A 20,310-nucleotide genomic window follows, 5' to 3' on the forward strand; every position below is an offset into this window, starting at 1 on the left:
AGGTTGGTGCTTATTTTAAGCTTCCAGTCATATCTTCTGGTTTTACCCACTCGTCGTACTGCTCGGCAGTAACATAGCCTAAATTAATAGCTTCTTCTTTTAAGGTAGTACCATTGGCGTGCGCAGTATTTGCTATTTCAGCTGCTTTGTAATAACCGATTTTGGTGTTTAAAGCAGTAACCAACATTAATGAGTTGTTTAAGAGTTCGTTAATTCTGGTGTGGTTAGGTTCAATACCTGCCGCACAGTTCGCTTCGAAAGAAACACAAGCATCTCCGATAAGTTGTGCAGATTGCAATACGTTGGCAGCCATCACAGGTTTAAATACGTTTAATTCGTAGTGTCCTTGTGTTCCTCCAACAGTTACCGCAACATCATTACCCATTACCTGTGCACAAACCATAGTGATAGCCTCTGCTTGCGTTGGGTTTACCTTTCCAGGCATGATAGAAGATCCTGGCTCATTTGCAGGAATGATTAATTCACCAATTCCTGATCGAGGACCTGAAGCCATCAATCGAATGTCATTGGCAATTTTATTCAAAGAAACTGCTAATTGTTTTAAAGCTCCATGAGTTTCTACTAAGGCATCGTGAGCTGCTAATGCTTCGAATTTATTTTCAGCAGTAACAAATGGAAGTTCGGTAAATTCAGCAATGTACTTTGCTACCAAAACATCGTATCCCTTAGGGGTGTTTAATCCAGTTCCCACCGCAGTTCCACCAAGTGCCAATTGTGCTAAGTGTTCTAAGGTGTTTTTTAAGGCTTTTAATCCAAAGTTTAACTGCGCCACATATCCTGAAAATTCTTGTCCCAAGGTAAGTGGAGTAGCATCCATTAAATGGGTACGTCCAATTTTTACAACATCTTTAAATGCTTCTGATTTGGCTTGTAAAGTGTCGCGTAATTGCTCTACACCAGGAATAGTAACCTCTACTATTTTTTTGTAAGCAGCAATGTGCATTCCCGTAGGGAAAGTATCGTTTGACGATTGAGATTTGTTTACATCATCGTTCGGTTGAATCGTTTTTTCACCCTCACCAATTACCTTTCCGGCAATTTCGTGTGCGCGATTAGCGATAACTTCATTAACATTCATGTTTGATTGAGTACCTGAACCCGTTTGCCAAATAACCAATGGAAATTGGTCATCGTGCTTACCAGCTAAAATCTCGTCACATACTTGACCGATTAAATTTTTCTTTTCCTCAGCCAATACTCCTAATTCGCAGTTGGCAAAAGCAGCAGCTTTCTTAAGGTAGGCAAATCCGTATACTACCTCTAAAGGCATCGAACCTGCTGGTCCAATCTTAAAATTATTTCGTGAACGCTCTGTTTGAGCTCCCCAATATTTATCAGCAGGTACTTCTACCTGTCCCATAGTGTCTTTCTCAATTCTGTACTTCATTTTGAATGAATTTAAAATACTAAAAATTAATGATGCTCAAAATTACAAATTCTTAAACGTTTACTTGTTGATTTTTGTCAGATTTTATTGGATGATCAGAAAAATAGTTTTAATTTTGTGGCTCGTAACTTATATTAATAAAATACAGATGTTAGATTTTTCGGAATTCTCAGGTTTAGTTTTATTCATGTTCATTTTTACAGCTGGTTTTTGGCTGTTAATTTTCTTATTAACATTTGTAGTTCCTTACTGGATTGGTGGAACTATCTGGGAAAATATAAAATTAAAGAGAGAAGCTAAGAGAGCTGCTGAAGGTAAGTAAGCAGTGGATTCATAAGATATATAAAAAAGCTCGTTTCAAAGAAACGAGCTTTTTTATATGAGATACTTTTCTTGCGGACTAGTGTATTTTAAAAATAGGCAAGGTCATGTGAGTGGGTTCGTAATGAGGGCTATTTTTGTATATATAATCTAATTGGGCATAAGGACTGTGCGCAAAATCGGCATCCTCCGTCATTTTTTTTCGGAAAGCCATTTGTAATTCCTCATCTTCTGCGAGTAGTTTTTCAGCAATATCTTCAAAAACATAAGCCGAAAATCCTTCTTTGCGTTGGAGTACGGTATCAAAATAATTCCAGTTAAAAAAAGAGTCCGTTGCGGCCGGTTCTAGGGTTTCAAGGAGGTAGCGTATACCAATTTGTTGAGTAGGGATATAAAGGTCTCCTTTTTTAAATTGGAAAGTCTTTTCAGTTGTCGAAATTTGAGTCCCATAATGTAAGTAATGTCCTTCGTAAGGCATGGTGCGTGTTTCGAAGTTTTCAATGCGCAAAGCAGCAGCAGTCATCACAGTATCTTTTGTAAAGGTCCTAAATTGAATTTGGTTATTTTTCAATTGTGCTACTACCTTATTCCATCCTGATTTTAGTACATAGGCTTTCGGAATTTCCACGTACTTGGTGGGTTCAAAAGTATTGTAATAATTAACCGTTTCGGTATAGGGTTTGTAACGGTCGTAAAACAATCGCTGGCCGGTGGTAACTTTACTCGGAACATACTTACCTTCATATCCTTTAAAAGTCAGTGCACTTGGAGTTTCTTTGTTTACCTGATAATGAATTGGGTACTTTTTTTGCCCCAACCAATAGTGCTCGGCTTGTTTGCGTAAGTCTTTAATTTTTGATTGTTCTTGTTGAGCAATGGCTAACATGCTTCCCATGAGTTCATAGGTTTGCGTAACGCGAAGCTGGTAGGGTTTAAGCATATGGGTTTCAACCATCATTCCTAAAGTGTGGAACAAGCTAGTATATCCGGTAGAGTAGCGTGGTGAATCGAAGAATTGTGACCAACCTTTTTTAGGAGTGCTTCCCCATACATTGACATAAGGGGTAATGGGGATGCCTTTCTTCGCTAACCGGGCCTCTAAGTTCGGACGAACCGTTTGTTCGAGGTAGTTTCCTAAAGAGCTACCCAATTTATTATGCTGGGTGAATAAATGAGTAATAGCGTATTGATAATCGGCGCCATTGCTTACGTGATTATCGATGAAAATATCCGGTGCTACTAGATGAAAGATTTTAGCGAAGGAAGCAGCATTTTTAGTGTCTGCTTTAATAAAGTCGCGGTTCAGATCATAATTTCGCGCATTGCCACGAAATCCGTATTCTTTAGGACCATTTTGATTCGCTCTGGTATGAGAGTTTCGTTGTAAAGCTCCCCCGATATTGTAAATAGGAATCACACATAATAAGCTGTTGCTATAGGCGTGTTGCAGAGAATCGTTTTGTATCAAATCTCTCAACAACAACATGGACGCATCGATACCGTCCGATTCACCTGGATGTATTCCGTTATTAATGAGAAATCGAACCTTTTTACTTTTGTGAATATCGGAAAGTTTGGTAGGTCCTTCGGGGTTGTACACTGCTAAATGCAAAGGACGACCAGCATCTGTGCTTCCCATTTCAAAGAGTGAAATTTTCTTAGAGTGGTCGGCCAGTTTCTGATAGTACGAAATTACTTCGCTATAGGTAGGTGTTTCCGTTCCTTTTGAGCGTTCAAAAAGGGTCGTAAGATCGCTGGTTTCCTGGGTAGGAGGTGGCGTGACACAGGCAGCACAAATACCGATGAGAAATAGTAGTTTTTTCATGGCTTAGATTCTTACTGCATCGGGTACAAGCCCTGTATAATCACCGTTGTTTCTGATAACATCTCGAACGATGGATGAGGAGATGTAACTCTTACCAGAAGAGGTGAGTAAAAATACGGTTTCTATTTCTGAGAGTTTTCTATTGGTGTGTGCAATAGCCTTTTCAAATTCAAAGTCAGCTGGATTTCTGAGTCCTCTCAATATAAATTGAGCATCGATCTCTTTACAAAAATTTACCGTTAATCCGCTGTAGGTAACAACTTTTATTTTGGGCTCATTTTTAAAGGTTTCTTCAATAAACCGCTTGCGTTCTTCGAGTGAAAAACTGTATTTTTTATCTGCGTTAACACCGATGGCAATGACTAATTCGTCAAATAGGGTAACACCTCTTTCGATGATGTCAACATGACCTAAGGTGATGGGGTCAAATGACCCCGGAAAAATAGCTCTTTTCATACGTGATAGTTAGTTTTGTGTTGTTTTTTGTAGGGCTTGCTCTATGGCATTTGCAAATAACTCAGAAAGAGAAATACCGTATTCGTTTGCTTGTTGAGGTAGAATACTGGCTTCAGTCATTCCTGGCACGGTATTCATTTCTAAAAAATGAGGTACGTCATTTACAAAGATGTATTCTGAGCGCGAAAATCCGCTCATATTTAAAATTTCGTAGACGCGTTTTGCCAAGGCACGAACGTTTTCTTCTTGTGTTTTACTCAGGCGAGCAGGTGTGATTTCTTGAGATTTCCCTAGGTATTTTGCTTCGTAGTCGAAAAAGTCGTTTTCCGATACGATTTCGGTAATCGGTAAGACTACAACTTCTCCTTTGTATTCAATGACACCCACCGAAACTTCTGTTCCATTTAAAAAGCTCTCTATTAAAATTTCATTGTCTTCTTTGTACGCGTGTTCTATGGCGGTTAACAACTCTTCCATTTTAGCGACTTTAGAAATTCCAAAACTAGAACCTGCATTGTTGGGTTTTACAAAACAAGGGAGTCCAACTTTTTCGATGATCGCAACTTCGTCAATAGGGTCTCCTTGGTTGAGGTATACCGAAGTAGCGGTCGGAACACCGTACTGCCTTACAACACTGAGGGTATCCCTTTTGTTAAAAGTTAAGGCCATTTGGTAAAAGGGTGCAGAGCTATGAGGTATATTGATCAAATCGAAATAGGCCAGGAGTGCACCGTTTTCACCTGGGGCACCGTGAATGGCATTGAATACACAGTCCACGGTAATTTTCTCCTTATTGATGATAAAGGAAAAATCGTTTTTGTCAATAGGGTATTCATTGGCTTCAGCGTCCAAAGCTACCCAACGGTCGGGTAGTATGTGTACTCTAAATACTCGGTAGTGATCTTTATTGAGATGTTTGTATACTACAGCTCCACTTTGAAGGGATATAGCTACTTCTGATGAATAGCCACCCATGACTATAGCGATGGTGTTTTTCATTTTGTTTACAAGGGGCAATTAGTTCCCTAGGATACAAACTTACCAAAAAAACTCCTTACTTTATCTAGGAGTAGAAAGATTCGTCTAGAACACGCAGTGGCAAAATGCCTTGTAAGGAGAACTGGGAAAATCGATAGTGGATTTAATTAATTCTGCTATTTTTACAGTAACTTTGTGCTGCTTTAAAAAAAGGCACAGATAATTTAAGCTAATATGAAAGGAATCGTTCAATTTTTGAAGAGTAAGGTATTTTTAAAACAAATAGGAATCGCTATCGTCGGTATACTACTGTTGGTATTTGGTTTACGTTGGTGGTTAGGTGTGACTACAAATCACGGACAAAAAATTGAGGTACCGGATTTGTCGAAAAAGACCCTCGATGAAGTCGAGCGTATTTTAGCGGCTGCAGACCTAGATTACAAAGTAATCGATAGTGCTAGTTTTAATCCTACGTATCCAAAAAAGTCAGTGATTGAACAAAATCCTGAACCGGGAGATTTTGTAAAAGAGCGTCGAAAGATATATTTGACCTTAAATCCGTCAAAATACAGAGATGTTGAAGTACCCGATTTAAATGGTAGAACAAGACGTCAGGCTACTACGCATTTACGTTCTATAGGATTTAAAGTAGGAACACAAGTAACGTGGGTAAAAGACCTAGGAAAAAATGTAGTTCGCGGATTGAAATACAATGGAAATACGATAGCTCCTGGAACCAAACTACCTAAACAAACAACCATTAATTTGGTGTTAGGTGACGGTAACGGAGGAAATTAATCATAGCAGATGCAGGAAGGAAACACAAATGAACTAGAAAACGAGGAGTTGTACGAACACCATCGTTTTGTGGCAACCGAAGGGCAAGACCCTTTGCGCGTCGATAAGTTTTTAATGAATTTTATTGAAAACGCAACTAGAAACAAAATTCAACAGGCGGCAAAAGCAGGGAACATTTTAGTTAATGACACTGTGGTGAAGTCGAATTATAAGGTAAAACCAAACGATGTTGTTCGTGTGGTGCTGTCGTATCCACCTCACGAAAATTTGTTGGTGGCTCAAGACATTCCACTCGATATAGTATATGAGGATGACGAAGTAATTGTGGTGAACAAACCGCCTGGGATGGTAGTACATCCTGGACATGGGAATTACTCTGGAACTTTGGTAAATGGATTGATCCATCATATCGAAAATCTCCCGAATAACAGTAGTGACCGTCCGGGGCTAGTGCATCGTATCGACAAGGATACTAGTGGGCTTTTGGTGGTCGCAAAAACTGAATTTGCCATGGCGCATTTATCAAAGCAGTTTTTTGATCGTACAACGGAGCGTTTGTACTATGCGTTGGTTTGGGGAAGTGTGGAACAAGATGAAGGAACCATCACTGGGCATATCGGACGCAGTTTAAAAGATCGAATGCAGATGGCGGTATTTCCTGATGGTGAATACGGAAAGCCAGCGGTAACGCACTACAAGGTTATTGAACGTTTCAATTACGTTACTTTGGTGCAATGTAAATTAGAAACAGGACGTACACATCAAATTCGTGCTCATTTTAAATACATAGGACATACCTTGTTTAATGATGAACGCTATGGAGGTGATTTAATTTTGAAGGGAACGACGTTTTCTAAATACAAACAATTTGTGGACAATTGTTTTAAAGTATTACCGCGTCAGGCGCTGCATGCGAAAACTCTAGGATTCACGCATCCGAAAACAGGAGAGTTTTTGCAGTTCAATTCAGAAATTCCAGAGGATATTACCAACTGCTTAGAAAAGTGGCGTAGTTATTCCAGAAATTCGACACAGCAAGATATTTAAAACGTAAAAGCACCTAACTTTAGGTGCTTTTTTATTTTTGTGAAATCCTCGTTCAAAAGGTGGATGTACAAAAAGAGTATTTATCTTACGTAAGTATTTTGAAATAAATGTCTTGTGATGTAGTTGAGGCAGTTTAATGCTTCTGAGAATCGCGTATTTTATTTTTTCTTGTAAAAAGTATGGAATACGAAATTTTCAGCACGAGTAGTTATGCCAACCTATCGTTTACAAGACTCATAATACGTTCAAATTGCTCTTCTAGTCCCATATCAGAATTATCAAACTCTATGGCGTCAGCAGCTTGCACTAGCGGCGAATCGTCACGGGTTGAATCGATGCGATCTCGTTCTTGTACATTGTGTAAAATTTCATCAAACTTTACGTTATCTCCGCGATCTAATAGTTCTTTATAGCGTCGCGTGGCTCTTTTGTCGGCCGAAGCAGTCATAAAAAGTTTGAGTTCTGCATCCGGAAATACCACGGTACCGATATCTCTACCATCCATCACAATTCCTTTGTTAGCGCCCATCAATTGTTGTTCACGAACGAGCTTTTTACGCACTGCTGATACAGCAGCTACCTGGCTTACAAAGCTAGAAACTTCGATAGTACGAATGTCTTTTTCAACATTGCTACCATTCAAATACATTTCCGCAAAACCTAGGTCTTCGTTAAATGTAAAGCTGAGTTCTATGTTGTTCAAATCGGCAATTAAAGCTTCTTTATTAAACTGTTCTTTTGAAATATACTGCTGTTGCATGGCATAAAGGGTCACTGCCCTGTACATGGCACCTGTATCTACGTAGATATAAGCGAGTTTTTTCGCAAGTTGTTTTGCGATTGTACTCTTTCCTGTAGATGAAAAGCCATCGATGGCTATGGTAATTTTCTTTGTCATGGGTTCTACTTATCGGGCGCAAAGATAGGGGATGCAATAGAAAAAAAGGCAATTGTTAATAAAAACAATTGCCTTGATAGTACGATGAGTGCTCGGTAGTATAGTTTTACAAACAGCTTCGTTAGAACTCCGTAGTTCGTGCTAACTCTCAGTATGTATTGTCCGGCAGGAATGTCGTATACTGGAATGGTAGTAGTACTTCGTACAGAAATTTTACTGTCAGTTGTTGGTTTATGTATTGTTGATGGTTTGTACACTATAGCTTCTCAACACGTATAAATTGATAGTGTCTTGTCGATGATCAACTTTAAATATTTAGCATGAGTATATTTACCTATGAACTAATATCTCGTTGGTTCTTTTCCTCGGATTCTTTTGTCTAAATCTATTTGTAGACTAAAGGTGCTTACATTACTTGCGGCGTGGAACTTAGAGTAGGCGTAGTTGAGTTTAACCTTGTTCATTTTGAGTCCAAAGCCAAAGGAAAGCCCACCAAAAGAACGTACATTTTGTAATTTAAGTTCCTGACTTCTTCTGAAATTATATCCTACACGTAAGTTAATAGCGCTGTCCGGAAATAGTTCAGCACCGATGATAACGTGTCGGAAGGCATTGTTGAGGAAAGAAACAGATTCCTGAGTAGTGTTTCCTTCCAAATCGGTAGTTGCATTGGAGGGGTTAGCGATACCGACTTGCCATTTTTGAAGGTTGTCGAGCGTCAAGTACCAGCGTAAAGGAACGCGTTCCAGTTTGTACGAAGCACCTAAGGCAACCTCAAATGGTAGTTTTTCTCGAGTACCGTTAAAACTACTGATCTGAGTACCTATATTTCGTGCCACCAAAGCAAAAGTAAAAGGGTGGTCGGCACTGTAATAGCTAAGTCCTACATCGAGGGCAATCCCTGTGGATGAAAAATTATCGATGGCACTGTAAATAAGTTTAATGTTGGCTCCGTAATAAAAGTCACTACGTGGAATGTTACGGGCATATCCAATAGACAGGGCAATGTCATTGGCGTTAAATGTACCTAGTTCTTTACCTTCTTCGTCAGCCCTAATGAGGGTTCCGTAGTTAATATACTTAATATTGGCGTGAAGGGTTTCAACATGCTTATTTATTTCATAGGCATAAGAGACGGAACCCATATGGATACCGGCCAAGTAACTCGTATAATTGACGGCGAGTTGTTGGTGTAAAGCGTTGCTGATAGTCGCAGGATTCCAAGTAGGTTGGTTTACATCGTCAATAAGGGTAAGGGTTTTACCACCTAAGGCAATTTGTCGAGCATAGCTCGGGGTATTTAAAAAACTGTATACAGATTCACCTCCAGTTTGGCTCCACAAGGAGCAACTGAACAAGCCTACTACTATTACTATAATACTCTTCTTCACAAATAAAAATCTACGTTACTACAAAAAACGTAAAAATTATTGATTATTTCATTGTAATTATCTTTTCTTGTTAAAGTCGACATTTTTTTTTACCTTTCACGAGGTAAAACTGTCCATATAATTTTGCTTTTTGAAAACTATATGTACCTTTGCCTACCCCTAAAGAATTCCTTAGATGAGTAAAATTATAGCTAAAAGGCTTAACATACTTTTAGTAGCGTGGTTGCTATGTATCCCCTTAACCTCGGTTTCGCAAGTGTTGTTGAAACCTGAGTTGCCTAGTGCAACACCTTCAGTTTGTGGGACTACCATCGATTTTAATTTTACATTCCGATTTACAACGACGCCTTTTGATAACGCCAATAGATTTATTTTGGAGATTTCAGACGCTTCTGGTGATTTTTCAGGTGCTACTGATGTCGGGTTGGTAACTGGTCAAAATACGAATTTTGGAAAAATTCCCGCGACTATCAGAATTCCTGCAGGTTCGTACGGAACAGGATATCGCGTAAGAGTAAGATCAACATCACCTGCCATGACAGGGCCGCCGTCTGATCCCTTCTCTGCCTACGATATTCCTAGTGGTCAATTGGTACTCAATAATTTTAGTGATGTTTATCTCTGTGGAAGTGGAGGGAGTGCTCAAATGGTACTTAATACAAATACTGTAGCAGAGTATAGATGGTCTTTGAATGGAAGTTTTTTACAAACTACCAGCCAGCCTAATTTGACGGTTACTCAAGAAGGGGCATACACTGTTGAGGTTTTCTACGGAACTTGTGGTAGAAGGGTTTCTACCGTATCTTCTTTATTTAGAATTGATGGAGCAAAAGCCCAGATTGAAAAGGGAGTGTCCGAGGTGAGTATATGTGGAGGAGACACCCATACGTTTAAAGCAGATCATGTAAATACCAAATTGACGTATAAGTGGTATAAGGATGGTAAGTTGGTAGATACTTCAAATACAGGGAGCTATACGACTCCAAATACAGGGCAGTTCGGAATCTACCGATTGGAAGTAGAGACCCCAGCTGTTGCTGGGAATCCTTCTTGTACTGCTCGTAGTCAAGATGTAAAGCTTAAGCAAAAGACTGCAGCCACGTTTACCGTTGAACAAGAGAATTATACAAAAACAGTTTGGGTGCCAGGAGAAACGCGTCAATTAAAGGTTGAGGTTACTCCTCCAGGGAGTTATACCTACGAATGGTACAAGCTAGATGCTACAGGAACTCCGCAACGTATTAATATAGGAGCTGGGAATACTATTTCGGTATTGTCACCTGGGCATGGAGAGTATTTCGTACGTGTCATTGACGGTTCAGGAGCCTGTGCGTTTACCAAAGATTCAGATCGTTTTGTGTTGGTTGAAACCAAAAAATTAATACCTACAATTCGAAGAGCTAATGATTACAAGGAATGTGCTGTCGATCGAACGCGTTTGTTAACCGTTGGTATTAAGGCGCAGGGTGCAGATGGAGTTGAATATGATTTGACAACACAACAGTTAAGTGTCTTGACCTACAGTTGGTTAAAGGATGGTGCTTCTGCTGGGCCTTTTACAACTAATGAATTAGATGTGACTTCTTATACCGAAAATGGTTCTTATGAATTAGTAGTGTCTGCAGGACCGACCTTAACTGGGATGAAGTCCAATCCTCGAGATGTTAAATTAACCATAGCGGATCCGACAATTTCCTCTTCAACAGGTTCTAATTCCCTGTGTTCGGGAGGAAGTATTGTGTACACGGTCTCTGATATTGTTGCCGGATTCACCTATAAGTGGTTTAAAGATGGGACGGAAATTACCGTTCCGGATCCGAAAACTTTAAATGTTAACGCTACAGGAGAGTATACATTGCAGATTTCAGGCTTTGGATGTACAAAGGACCTTACGCCGATTAAAGTAGTGCCTTTTGATGATTCCGCTGTCAAGGTGACGCCATCAGTAAAAGTAGTGCTCGTGCAAGGGCAAGCAACAAACATTACGGCAAGTGGAGCTAACTCGTACCAATGGTTAGATGAAGCTACGGGAGCAGTATTGTCAACAACAGCAACCTTACAAGTTAATAAGGTTGGAAAATATATTTTAGTAGCAACCGTTGATAGTTGTGAAGTAAGAAAAACGATTGAAGTAGTAGAGCAAGATGATCAGATAATTGTGCCGAATATTGTTTCCCCCAATACCGTTGATGGTATCAATGATACCTGGCAATTATCAAATCGTTACGCTTTTCAACCTTCTGTTCGTATCGCAATTTACGATTCGAATGGTGTTCAGGTGTTGAGTACTACAGAGTATAAAAACGATTGGCCAAGTGAAAGTTTGGGTAATCAAAGAATATTTTATTATCAAATTATACGAGATGATAAATTAGTTAAATCAGGAAGCATCTCAGTTATAGATTAAGAAGGGATATGATAAGAAAATGTACGTTTTGTCTATTATTAATACTAAGCACTTGTGTGTATGCACAAGGGTCTGGTAGTGGGGAGGTATATAATAGCTTTACATCTCGTAATTTTATGAAGTTTAACCGTTTTTTGACCGTACCGACGTTTTCGGCTTTGCGTGAAAATAAAACTTCAATCAGTGCTATCGTGCGTAATAGTTTTGTGGAATTTGAGGATTCTCCTAAGTTATATATGCTGAGTTACTCTGGTAAAATGAGAGAAAATGTAGGGGCAGGATTGGCAATCTATCAACAGGAAGTTGGAGTTTTTAAAGATTTTGGAGCCATAGCAAATTATGCACAGCGTATTCAGTTGAGCGAAGAAATGGATTTAACCTTTGGGTTCAATGTGTTGTACAGTCGAAGAAGTGCCGATGGACTAAAAGTGAATTCACAAGTGCCCGATCCGGCAGTTAGTAATTTTCAAGATATTCCGATTATTAATTTTCAACCTGCAGTAACGGTTTCTTTTGGGAAGTTTGATGTAGGATTGTTTTTTGAAAACCTCTTAGATTATAATTTGAAAGAAAATAAGATGGCAACGGATTTCGGGAAAAAAACCTTTTCAGCCCACGCCATGTATTCACATGAATTTACCTATGCGAGTGGTATTTTTGAAGGAGCCGATTTACGAGTGTTAGCCCAAGCCAGAAAACCTGGTTCGGGTAGTTTTGGTTTTGGAGGTAACGCCATTTTAGATTTACCAAAAGCTGGATGGATTAAAGCAGGATATGATAAGCAATACGGTTTGTCAGCAGGTTTAGGGGTGAATTTATCAGATAGATTATCGATTGGATTCTCTTATGAGAAAGGCGATTTTGCATCGACCAACGAAATTGGATTGCTCTATAATTTTGGAGCCAAATCATTTACGAGAAGAGTACCTTCTAGAAGGCCACAAGGAACGGTAAGTGTAAAGTTACCGCAACGCCAGCCTAAAAAGGAATACAGAAATAAAGAACGCGCGAATCTATCAATTGAAATAGAGCAAGCACACGATTCAATTAGAATTCTGAATGAAAAAATCGACGAGATTTTAAGAATTCTTAAAAATCAACCACCAAAAGTGAAAACGTCGGTTACAACACCTCGTGATTCAGCCACTACCACTGGTCCTGAGGAAAAAGATACTTCACTTAGAAGGAGAAATAATGCTCCTTGGCGTCAGGCGACAATTACGCGTTCTGGTGGAGGTGGAACCATGTACTACGTGGCTGCGAATCAATTTAAGAGCAAGGAAAACGTAGAAGCTTATATCGAAGAAAAGAAGCGCAAGTTTGAAAAAGAAGAAATAGAAGCAAAATACGTGTACGATCCAGCTACTGAATACTATTATGTATACTTCGATAGGTTTGCTAAGAAAGAAGATGCTGAAGAGATGACCGATGAGTTTAAAGAAAAGAAGATTTTTGAAGGTGGCGATGATGATCCGTTAAAACTTTCGAAGGATAAAGGATACAAAGAAGCTGTGTTTGTAATGAAAATTACCTTAGGCGGAAGTGGTGAGAGTTACCAAGAGCCTAAAAAACAGCCACCAGCAAAAGTGTATCCGATGAAAAAGCAAGGAGCTATGGAAGAAGGATATTATTTACGAGTAAATGTATTCTCTAAAAAGGCCTTTGCCGATCGTATGATTGACGAATTGAGAGCAGATAATATTGACGCAAATTTTTATATAGATCCAGCAACAGGATATAGACATGTATATATTTTTAAAACAAATGACCGAAGTGAAGCGATTAAGATGTACAACAACAACCTTAATGGTTCCTATTATGACAGAAAATCTATCATAAATATTAAATAAATTAGAAGTAAGAACTAGTACAACATTAATTTTCCCCTTACCCCATGAAAAGATTACTATTAGTTAGTATTGCTTTATGCTTGTATACTTTTAATGCGTTGGCACAAGACAAAAGTCTTGAAAACCGTGTTAAAGGAGACCCAGACAAAAAGATTGAATACAAAGAGAGCCTTGTTAAATCAAGACCAGACGTCCCATTTACCCAGCGATTAGGTGCCGGAGGTTTGAATGTCCGAGGAAATATGACATTCATAGCCAATAATATCATGAACCGTGAGTATACCACTATATACAGGAGAAGCTCTTCTGCTCAATGGCAACTCGATAATTGTGGTGATTGGTATTGGGATTATGTATATACCGCAGCAGGAAGTTTAGATGCCAATGACAGCCACCCTTCATCACCAACTAGGTATTATAGGAGGAGTACAGATGCATGTAATCGTCATTATTATTCAAATATTAATACATTGAATAATGGACAGGCCAACATGCAGTATATTGATATTGATAATGCAGACGGAATTCCTGGTAGTGGATCGACATTTTCTTCGAGTAGATCTACTTTAGCGTTGCCGAACTGTTCTCGTGTGGTTTTTGCGGGATTGTATTGGGCAGGAGTATATCCCTATGAAGATTTTGCGACTCAGACGGCGCGTGATGCAGTTGCATTGAGAAGTATTAAATTCAAGATCCCAGGGAATGCAAATTATGTGGATTTAACAGCGAGCACAGTTACTGCTGACAAAGAAGTCTATGATAATAACAGTGATGGTGCTTATGTTTGTTTCAAGGATGTTACCGCTATGGTTGCGGGTCAGGCAAACGCCAATGGTAATTATTACGTAGCCAATGTAAAAGGTGCTAGAGGTATTGACAATCTTCGCGGTATTGGGGGATCCGCAGGTTGGACCTTGGTAATTATCTATGAAAATCAAAACGAATCAAGTAAGAATATTTCTATTTTTGATGGTTTTGTTTCTGTTAATGGTAGTTCGAGTCAAGATATCAGCTATTCTGGATTCAAAACCATTCCTGCAGGTCCAGTACGTGCAGAAATTATGGCCGCGACCCTTGAAGGAGACGGATATATTTCTGGTGATCGTTTCCAGATTCGTAATAAGGTGGGAACTTATGAAGATATCTCCAATGCTGTGAATCCAGCAAATAACTTTTTTAACGGAAGTATTACCCGAAATAATAATCATACGACTACAAGAAATCCTCAAAGTACCAATACTTTAGGGTTTGATATGGATCATGTAGTTCTAAATAATCCAAGTAATAGTATTATAGGAAATGGTGATACCTCTGCAAATATTCGTTTTACAACGGGAGGAGATGTGTACTGGCCGTTTTTAAATGCGCTGTCTGTAGAAATTATTGAACCTGAATTACAGTTGATTAAAACGATTGACGATGGTGCAGGAAATGATTTATCAGGGCAAACAGTAGCATTAGGAAGTGAACTGTGGTATAATATTAGTTTCCAAAACGTAGGAACTGACAACGCATTGAATGCTGAAATCGTAGATCTTCTGCCTAAAAATGTTGACTTAGTAGCTGGAGATCTTCAGTTACCAGCAGGAATTCCTGCGAGTAACGCAACGTATGTTGCTCCGTCATTAGCTAATGGATTTAGAGGACGATTGACAATTCAGATTCCTGACAGTATGGTTCAGGAAAATGGCGCTAAATACAATATCCGTTTTAAAGTAAAAGTAGCAGCTACCTGTAATGATTTAAGAGATGTATGTTCAAATGTAGTACAAAATCAGGCTTTTGCCAATTACGATAGTGACCGAGGTGGACTGCCTAGAAAAATAAATGAACCGAGTTTTGCCGGGTTAGACGCCTGTAATTTTGGTATTGTAGGTACCTCTAATTTCTTAGCAGATACTTCTGGTTGTACTTTTACCCGTGATGAAGTATTATGTGGTTCTAGTATTACACTAACAGCGGGAGCTGGATTTGCATCATATGAATGGCGTAATGGTGCAGGAACAGTAATTGGAAATACACAATCAATAACAGTAAACGCAACGGGAACGTATACCGTTAACAAAGTAGCTCCTGTAGGTTGTATCAATGCAACGGAAACCATTAATGTAATTCCTTATACTACACAACCTAACCCATTAATTCCTTTCGCTGACAGAATGCTGACCTGTCCTAGTGATGGTAGCGATTTGGCAGAAATGTATTTATGTGGTGTGGGAGGATCTAGAAGTATTAATCTACCAATTACACCTGGTTCGGGAACTACCGTACGTTGGTTTAAACTTGACGAAACTTCATGTCCTGATGAAACTACTGCAGGATGTGCTAATAAAAATACGAGTTGTACTTGGAATGAAGTTAGTACGGCCCTTACTTATAATGTAACAGATGCTGGTGAATATAAAGTAGAGGTACTATACGATGGACGTTGTCCGAGTGAGTATTTCTTTAATGTATTCAAAGCTACGTTGAATCCGGATATCGTTAAAACTGATATTACGTGTGGAAATAACGGGCAGATTATCATCAACAATGTTCCTGCAGGATATCAATACAGTCTTTCAGGACCTGGAGGATATTTTGTAGATTTTCAAAATTCTAATACGTTTACGGTAACTAATCCTGGAGATTATAACTTACGTATTCGTATCAACAATCCAACAGCAGCTTCTTGTGTTTACGATTTCGGACCAATTAATATCCGTGATCTTTCAATTGCGTTGGATGTAACAACGACGAATATTTTATGTGCAGGTGATCGCGGTCGAATTAGAGTACGCGTCAACAATGTACCTGGACAATATACTTATACCTTATTACAAGGAGCAACTACGGTAGCAACTCAAGGTCCTATCAATAGTAATGATTATACTTTTGAAGTTAGTACTGGTGGTAATTATACGGTTCGTGTAGCAACTCCAAGCTGTAACACAACTCAGGATGTGGTGATTACGCAAGCACCCGCATTAACCCTAACCGCTGCAGCAACTAAAAATATTTCTTGTACTGCCGGATCCTCAGCAGGAATCATCAATTTGACTGCGGCTGGAGGAACGTTAACTACTGGAGCACAATATACTTTTGCAGTTTGGACTGATAAAGGAACTGATTTATATACAAATGTAGCAGACATACCGTCGTCTGCCTATTTTACCAATACAACTTATAATGTTACGAATGGTAATCAAGGTACTTATCGTTTTGTAGTAGTTGACAGTAATAACTGTGCTACAATTTCGAACCCAGTAACGATTACTGTTGAACCACCATTGGCATTCAACCATACTGCCAATGATGTTTCGTGTGTCGGAAATTCGGATGGTTCAATTGCTGTATCAGTGAATGGAAGTAACCAAGGATATACTGTAGAGTATAGTATTGACGGTGGAACTAGCTGGAATACAACAGGTAACTTTACTGGTTTAGCTCCTGGATCGTATGACATTAACATCCGAGCGACAAAAACTTCATACCAATGTTTGTATACTATTGATAAGGTTTTAATCAATAACAAAACTGCAATAACAGGTTCAGCAAGCCTAACGCAAAATTATACATGTACGCAACAAGGTGAAATTACCTTTGCGGCAGCGTCAGGAGGAACGGCACCGTATAGTTATGGTATTGATGGAGTGTATTCTACCAACCGAGTAAAAGGTGGATTGACACAAGGAACCTATGCTTTAACAATAAGAGATGCTAATAATTGTGTGTTAACACTATCAAATATAACTATTGATCCGTTGCCAACGGCTCCTACCTTGGCCGCGACAATCGCGTATAGCTGTACTGGTGCAGGTAATGTTACAATTACGCCACTCTCAGCGGGGTATACATATAGCTTAGATGGAGCTACTCCGGTGACTACCAACGTGTTTACTAACGTTTCTGTAGGAAATCACACAGTGACTGTAAATTACGGACGTAATTGTACAAGAAATGTTTCATTCAATGTTGCTGCTAATCAGGCTTTTACAGGAACAGTGGTAGGAAGTACAAATAGTGTTTGTCACAGTGCTGATAATGGAACGATAACAATTTCTGCGAGTAATTTTGTAGGAGGAGATTATGAATATTCTATTGATGGTGGAGCAAATTGGTTGACAGCAGTTGACAATCCATCTCGTATTGTGGGGGTTCCTGATGGAACTCACAATATCAGAATTAGAGAAACTTTTGGTGGAGCTACTTGTGTGGTAGACTTAGGAAATGTAACTATCACTGAACCACCACAGTTAAACTTAACAGCGACGGTAACTTCGAATCCATCGTGTACAGGTACAACAACTGGAGCGACAGTAACAGCAGTAGCTACTGGTGGTACACCACCGTATACCTATAGTATAGATGGAGGACTTACTTGGCAATCATCAGGAGTATTTACGAATGTAGCTCCGAGTGCAACCGATTATATTATCAATGTTCGTGATAGTAGAAATTGTGACGAATGTGGTTGTACGGTAGATCCTTTTGTAAATGGAGGATTTGAATTACCAACAACTACTGGTAGAAGATATAGAAGTTTGCATGAAGACCAAGTTCCAGGTTGGGACACTACGGCTTCAGATAATAGAATAGAAATTTGGTCAAACGGTTTTAATGGAGTAACTGCTTCTGAAGGAGTTTCATTTGCAGAGTTAAATGCAAATGCTGTTTCTACCTTGTACCAAGAATATTGTACACAACCTGGTGACATTATTTCATGGTCATTAGATCACAGAGGTCGTGCCGGTACCGATGTTGCGAATGTTAAAATCGGTGGAGATTTAGGTTCGGCTACTGTTCAAAGAACAATGACTGACGGAAATACTGCATGGGGAAGTTACTCCGGAACATATACAGTACCTGCTGGTCAGTCAACTACGGTTATCGCTTTTGAAGCAGTGTCAACTGCAACGGGAAGTTTGACTGTTGGTAATTTCATTGATAATGTAAATATCAGAATTACAAAAGTTACTTGTACCCCTGTGCGTGTAACTGTAAATCCACCAGCTCCAGTTACCCATACAGCAACGGTAACAAATTGTTATGACGGAACCAACGGACAGATTGCGGTGAATGTAACTCAAGGTGTACAAAATTATTTGTTCAGAATTAATGGTGGAGCATGGGTAGCACCAACACCGGCTACGGCAACAAGTCATACTTTTACAGGTTTGACACCGGGGGCTTACACCATAGAAGTTCAAGATGCGCTTGGCTGTGTTTCAACAGCAAGTAATCATAGGTTAGATGACACTTTGACAGCAACAACAGCTGTAACTAATATAACGTGTAATCCAGGAAGTATCACCATTAATGCAACCGGTGGTGATGGGAATTATAGATACGCAGCCGTGCCAACTGGAGGAACTCCAACGTTTGGAACGAGTAACACAATCGCAGCTACGGCTCCTGGAGTATACGACATTTATGTACGTGATAACTCTGGAAATGCAGGGTACTGTGAGTTCCGTGATAACGTAACAGTACGTGCTATAGCGAACCCAGTTGCTACCTTAACTCCAAGTCAACCAAACTGTAACGGTGATACGGGAAGTATTAGTGTAGCTATTACACAAGGGGTAGGTCCTTACACAGTAAGAATGACTGCTACCACCGCAGGAACTACTACAACGGTTGGGCCAAGTGCAAGTACTACAGCAGTGTTTAATACACTTGGTGCAGATACCTATACCTTCGTGGTAACGGATGCAAATGGTTGTACTAGTGCAGCAGTATCTGAAACAATAACAGTCCCAACGACTATTACGGGTTCTGCCAGTTTGACAGAGAATTATACCTGTACGCAACAAGGAGAAATTACTTTTGCAATTGCAGGAGGAGGAACAGCTCCTTATAGTTATGGTATCGACGGAGTATATTCTACAAACCGTGTGAAAACTGGTTTGACCGAAGGAACGTATGTATTGACAATTAGAGATGCTAATAATTGTGTACGAACTTTACCTAGTATTACAATTGATCGTTTACCAACCCTACCTGCCTTTACACCGGCAGTAGCGTACAACTGTACAGGAAGTGGTAATATTACCATTACACCAACCGGTGCTGGATATACCTATAGTTTAGACGGAGCACCTGCAGTAACTACCAATGTATTTAATAATGTAGCAGTAGGTCCTCATACAGTAACGATTAACTACGGACGTTCATGTACCACTAATGTGGCCGTTACTGTTTTGGCAAATCAACAGTTTGCTGCGAGTATTACCGGAAGCACTAACAGTACTTGTAATGGAGCTGATAATGGTACGATTACCATAGCAGCATCGAACTTTGGAGCTTCATTTGACTATACAGTAAATGGAGGAACCAATTGGATCAATGCGACTTCAAGTCCGGTTACGGTAAACAATGTTCCTGATGGAGTGAACAACGTTCGCGTTCGTATTTCGGCAGGAGTTTGTGAATTAGATTTAGGAAATGTAACCATAACAGAGCCAGCAGCAGTAGGAGTAACGGCAACGATAACAAGTCCGGCCAACTGTACAGCTACTCCAGGAGCTACGATAACAGCTGTAGCTACCGGAGGAACAGCTCCTTATGAATACAGTATAAATGGAGGAACTACTTGGCAGAGTTCAGGAGTATTTACCAACGTGGCAGCGAGTGGAACTGCATATACTATCCAAGCAAGAGATAGCAGAAACTGTGCTTCTACTTCGAATGCAACGATCACGGTAAATCCTCCATCAACAGTAACCCATACAGCAACAGTTACCAATTGTTACGACGGAACCAATGGTCAGATTGTAGTAACTGCAGCGAACGGAGTTCAAAATTATTTGTTCAGAATCAACGGAGGTGCTTGGGTAAATGCAAGTCCAGCAACTTCAACGAGTCATACCTTTACAGGATTAACACCAGGAGCATATACTATTCAAGTGCAAGATGCTTTAGGTTGTGTTTCTACAGTAAGTAACCACAG

Annotated in this window: 12 protein-coding genes; 6 read left to right on the forward strand and 6 right to left on the reverse strand. The window is 39.6% G+C overall.

Annotated elements, in window-relative coordinates; translation table 11 throughout:
• Positions 1-10 precede the first annotated feature (10 nt).
• On the reverse strand, positions 11-1,408 hold the full coding sequence (fumC, locus tag ACKTS5_RS07200) for a class II fumarate hydratase (RefSeq protein ID WP_408043184.1): 1,398 nt from the start codon (positions 1,406-1,408) through the stop codon (positions 11-13).
• A gap of 148 nt (positions 1,409-1,556) precedes the next feature.
• Between fumC and ACKTS5_RS07205 the strand changes: the two genes are divergently transcribed.
• Positions 1,557-1,730, forward strand: a complete 174-nt coding sequence (locus ACKTS5_RS07205; RefSeq protein WP_408043185.1) for a hypothetical protein — start codon at positions 1,557-1,559, stop codon at positions 1,728-1,730.
• A 78-nt stretch (positions 1,731-1,808) separates the two neighbouring features.
• Here ACKTS5_RS07205 and ACKTS5_RS07210 read toward each other — a convergent pair whose 3' ends face one another.
• Genes ACKTS5_RS07210 through ACKTS5_RS07220 form a run of 3 tightly spaced genes read right to left on the reverse strand, consistent with a single transcriptional unit; the run spans position 1,809 to position 5,009 of the window.
• Positions 1,809-3,554 (reverse strand): M14 family metallopeptidase, encoded by a 1,746-nt coding sequence (locus ACKTS5_RS07210; RefSeq protein ID WP_408043186.1) that lies wholly within the window; start codon positions 3,552-3,554, stop codon positions 1,809-1,811.
• A 3-nt stretch (positions 3,555-3,557) separates the two neighbouring features.
• On the reverse strand, positions 3,558-4,010 hold the full coding sequence (gene coaD / locus ACKTS5_RS07215) for a pantetheine-phosphate adenylyltransferase (protein WP_408043187.1): 453 nt from the start codon (positions 4,008-4,010) through the stop codon (positions 3,558-3,560).
• Positions 4,011-4,019: 9 nt separating this feature from the next.
• Positions 4,020-5,009 (reverse strand): D-alanine--D-alanine ligase, encoded by a 990-nt coding sequence (locus tag ACKTS5_RS07220; protein ID WP_408043188.1) that lies wholly within the window; start codon positions 5,007-5,009, stop codon positions 4,020-4,022.
• Positions 5,010-5,222: 213 nt separating this feature from the next.
• Between ACKTS5_RS07220 and ACKTS5_RS07225 the strand changes: the two genes are divergently transcribed.
• Positions 5,223-5,786 (forward strand): PASTA domain-containing protein, encoded by a 564-nt coding sequence (locus tag ACKTS5_RS07225; RefSeq protein ID WP_408043189.1) that lies wholly within the window; start codon positions 5,223-5,225, stop codon positions 5,784-5,786.
• A 9-nt stretch (positions 5,787-5,795) separates the two neighbouring features.
• Positions 5,796-6,833 carry an RluA family pseudouridine synthase gene (locus tag ACKTS5_RS07230; protein ID WP_408043190.1) on the forward strand — a complete coding sequence of 346 codons (1,038 nt, stop codon included), beginning with the start codon at positions 5,796-5,798 and terminating at the stop codon, positions 6,831-6,833.
• A gap of 208 nt (positions 6,834-7,041) precedes the next feature.
• Here ACKTS5_RS07230 and cmk read toward each other — a convergent pair whose 3' ends face one another.
• Together cmk and porQ are read right to left on the reverse strand one after the other, a co-directional pair.
• Positions 7,042-7,731 carry a (d)CMP kinase gene (cmk, locus tag ACKTS5_RS07235; RefSeq protein WP_408043191.1) on the reverse strand — a complete coding sequence of 230 codons (690 nt, stop codon included), beginning with the start codon at positions 7,729-7,731 and terminating at the stop codon, positions 7,042-7,044.
• Between the two features lie 341 nt (positions 7,732-8,072).
• Positions 8,073-9,122, reverse strand: coding sequence for a type IX secretion system protein PorQ (porQ, locus tag ACKTS5_RS07240; RefSeq protein WP_408043192.1), 1,050 nt, complete (start codon positions 9,120-9,122; stop codon positions 8,073-8,075).
• Between the two features lie 175 nt (positions 9,123-9,297).
• Here porQ and ACKTS5_RS07245 point away from each other — a divergent pair, with 175 nt between their 5' ends.
• The 3 genes from ACKTS5_RS07245 to ACKTS5_RS07255 all read left to right on the forward strand — a co-directional run.
• Entirely contained in the window at positions 9,298-11,529 is a 2,232-nt protein-coding gene (locus ACKTS5_RS07245; RefSeq protein WP_408043193.1) for a T9SS type B sorting domain-containing protein, read from the forward strand.
• A gap of 8 nt (positions 11,530-11,537) precedes the next feature.
• Complete coding sequence (locus tag ACKTS5_RS07250; protein WP_408043194.1) at positions 11,538-13,379, forward strand: PorP/SprF family type IX secretion system membrane protein; 1,842 nt, start codon at positions 11,538-11,540, stop codon at positions 13,377-13,379.
• Positions 13,380-13,423: 44 nt separating this feature from the next.
• Positions 13,424-20,310: beta strand repeat-containing protein (locus tag ACKTS5_RS07255; protein ID WP_408043195.1), on the forward strand; the 6,887-nt coding region annotated here is incomplete at its 3' end.

This window comes from Tenacibaculum litopenaei (assembly GCF_964514025.1).
Lineage (GTDB): Bacteria > Bacteroidota > Bacteroidia > Flavobacteriales > Flavobacteriaceae > Polaribacter > Polaribacter litopenaei.

Bases quoted from the DNA above. Each gene is read 5' to 3' on its own strand.
- fumC (WP_408043184.1), bottom strand. From the start codon at position 1,408: ATGAAGTACAGAATTGAGAAAGACACTATGGGACAGGTAGAAGTACCT.
- ACKTS5_RS07205 (WP_408043185.1), top strand. From the start codon at position 1,557: ATGTTAGATTTTTCGGAATTCTCAGGTTTAGTTTTATTCATGTTCATT.
- ACKTS5_RS07210 (WP_408043186.1), bottom strand. From the start codon at position 3,554: ATGAAAAAACTACTATTTCTCATCGGTATTTGTGCTGCCTGTGTCACG.
- coaD (WP_408043187.1), bottom strand. From the start codon at position 4,010: ATGAAAAGAGCTATTTTTCCGGGGTCATTTGACCCCATCACCTTAGGT.
- ACKTS5_RS07220 (WP_408043188.1), bottom strand. From the start codon at position 5,009: ATGAAAAACACCATCGCTATAGTCATGGGTGGCTATTCATCAGAAGTA.
- ACKTS5_RS07225 (WP_408043189.1), top strand. From the start codon at position 5,223: ATGAAAGGAATCGTTCAATTTTTGAAGAGTAAGGTATTTTTAAAACAA.
- ACKTS5_RS07230 (WP_408043190.1), top strand. From the start codon at position 5,796: ATGCAGGAAGGAAACACAAATGAACTAGAAAACGAGGAGTTGTACGAA.
- cmk (WP_408043191.1), bottom strand. From the start codon at position 7,731: ATGACAAAGAAAATTACCATAGCCATCGATGGCTTTTCATCTACAGGA.
- ACKTS5_RS07245 (WP_408043193.1), top strand. From the start codon at position 9,298: ATGAGTAAAATTATAGCTAAAAGGCTTAACATACTTTTAGTAGCGTGG.
- ACKTS5_RS07250 (WP_408043194.1), top strand. From the start codon at position 11,538: ATGATAAGAAAATGTACGTTTTGTCTATTATTAATACTAAGCACTTGT.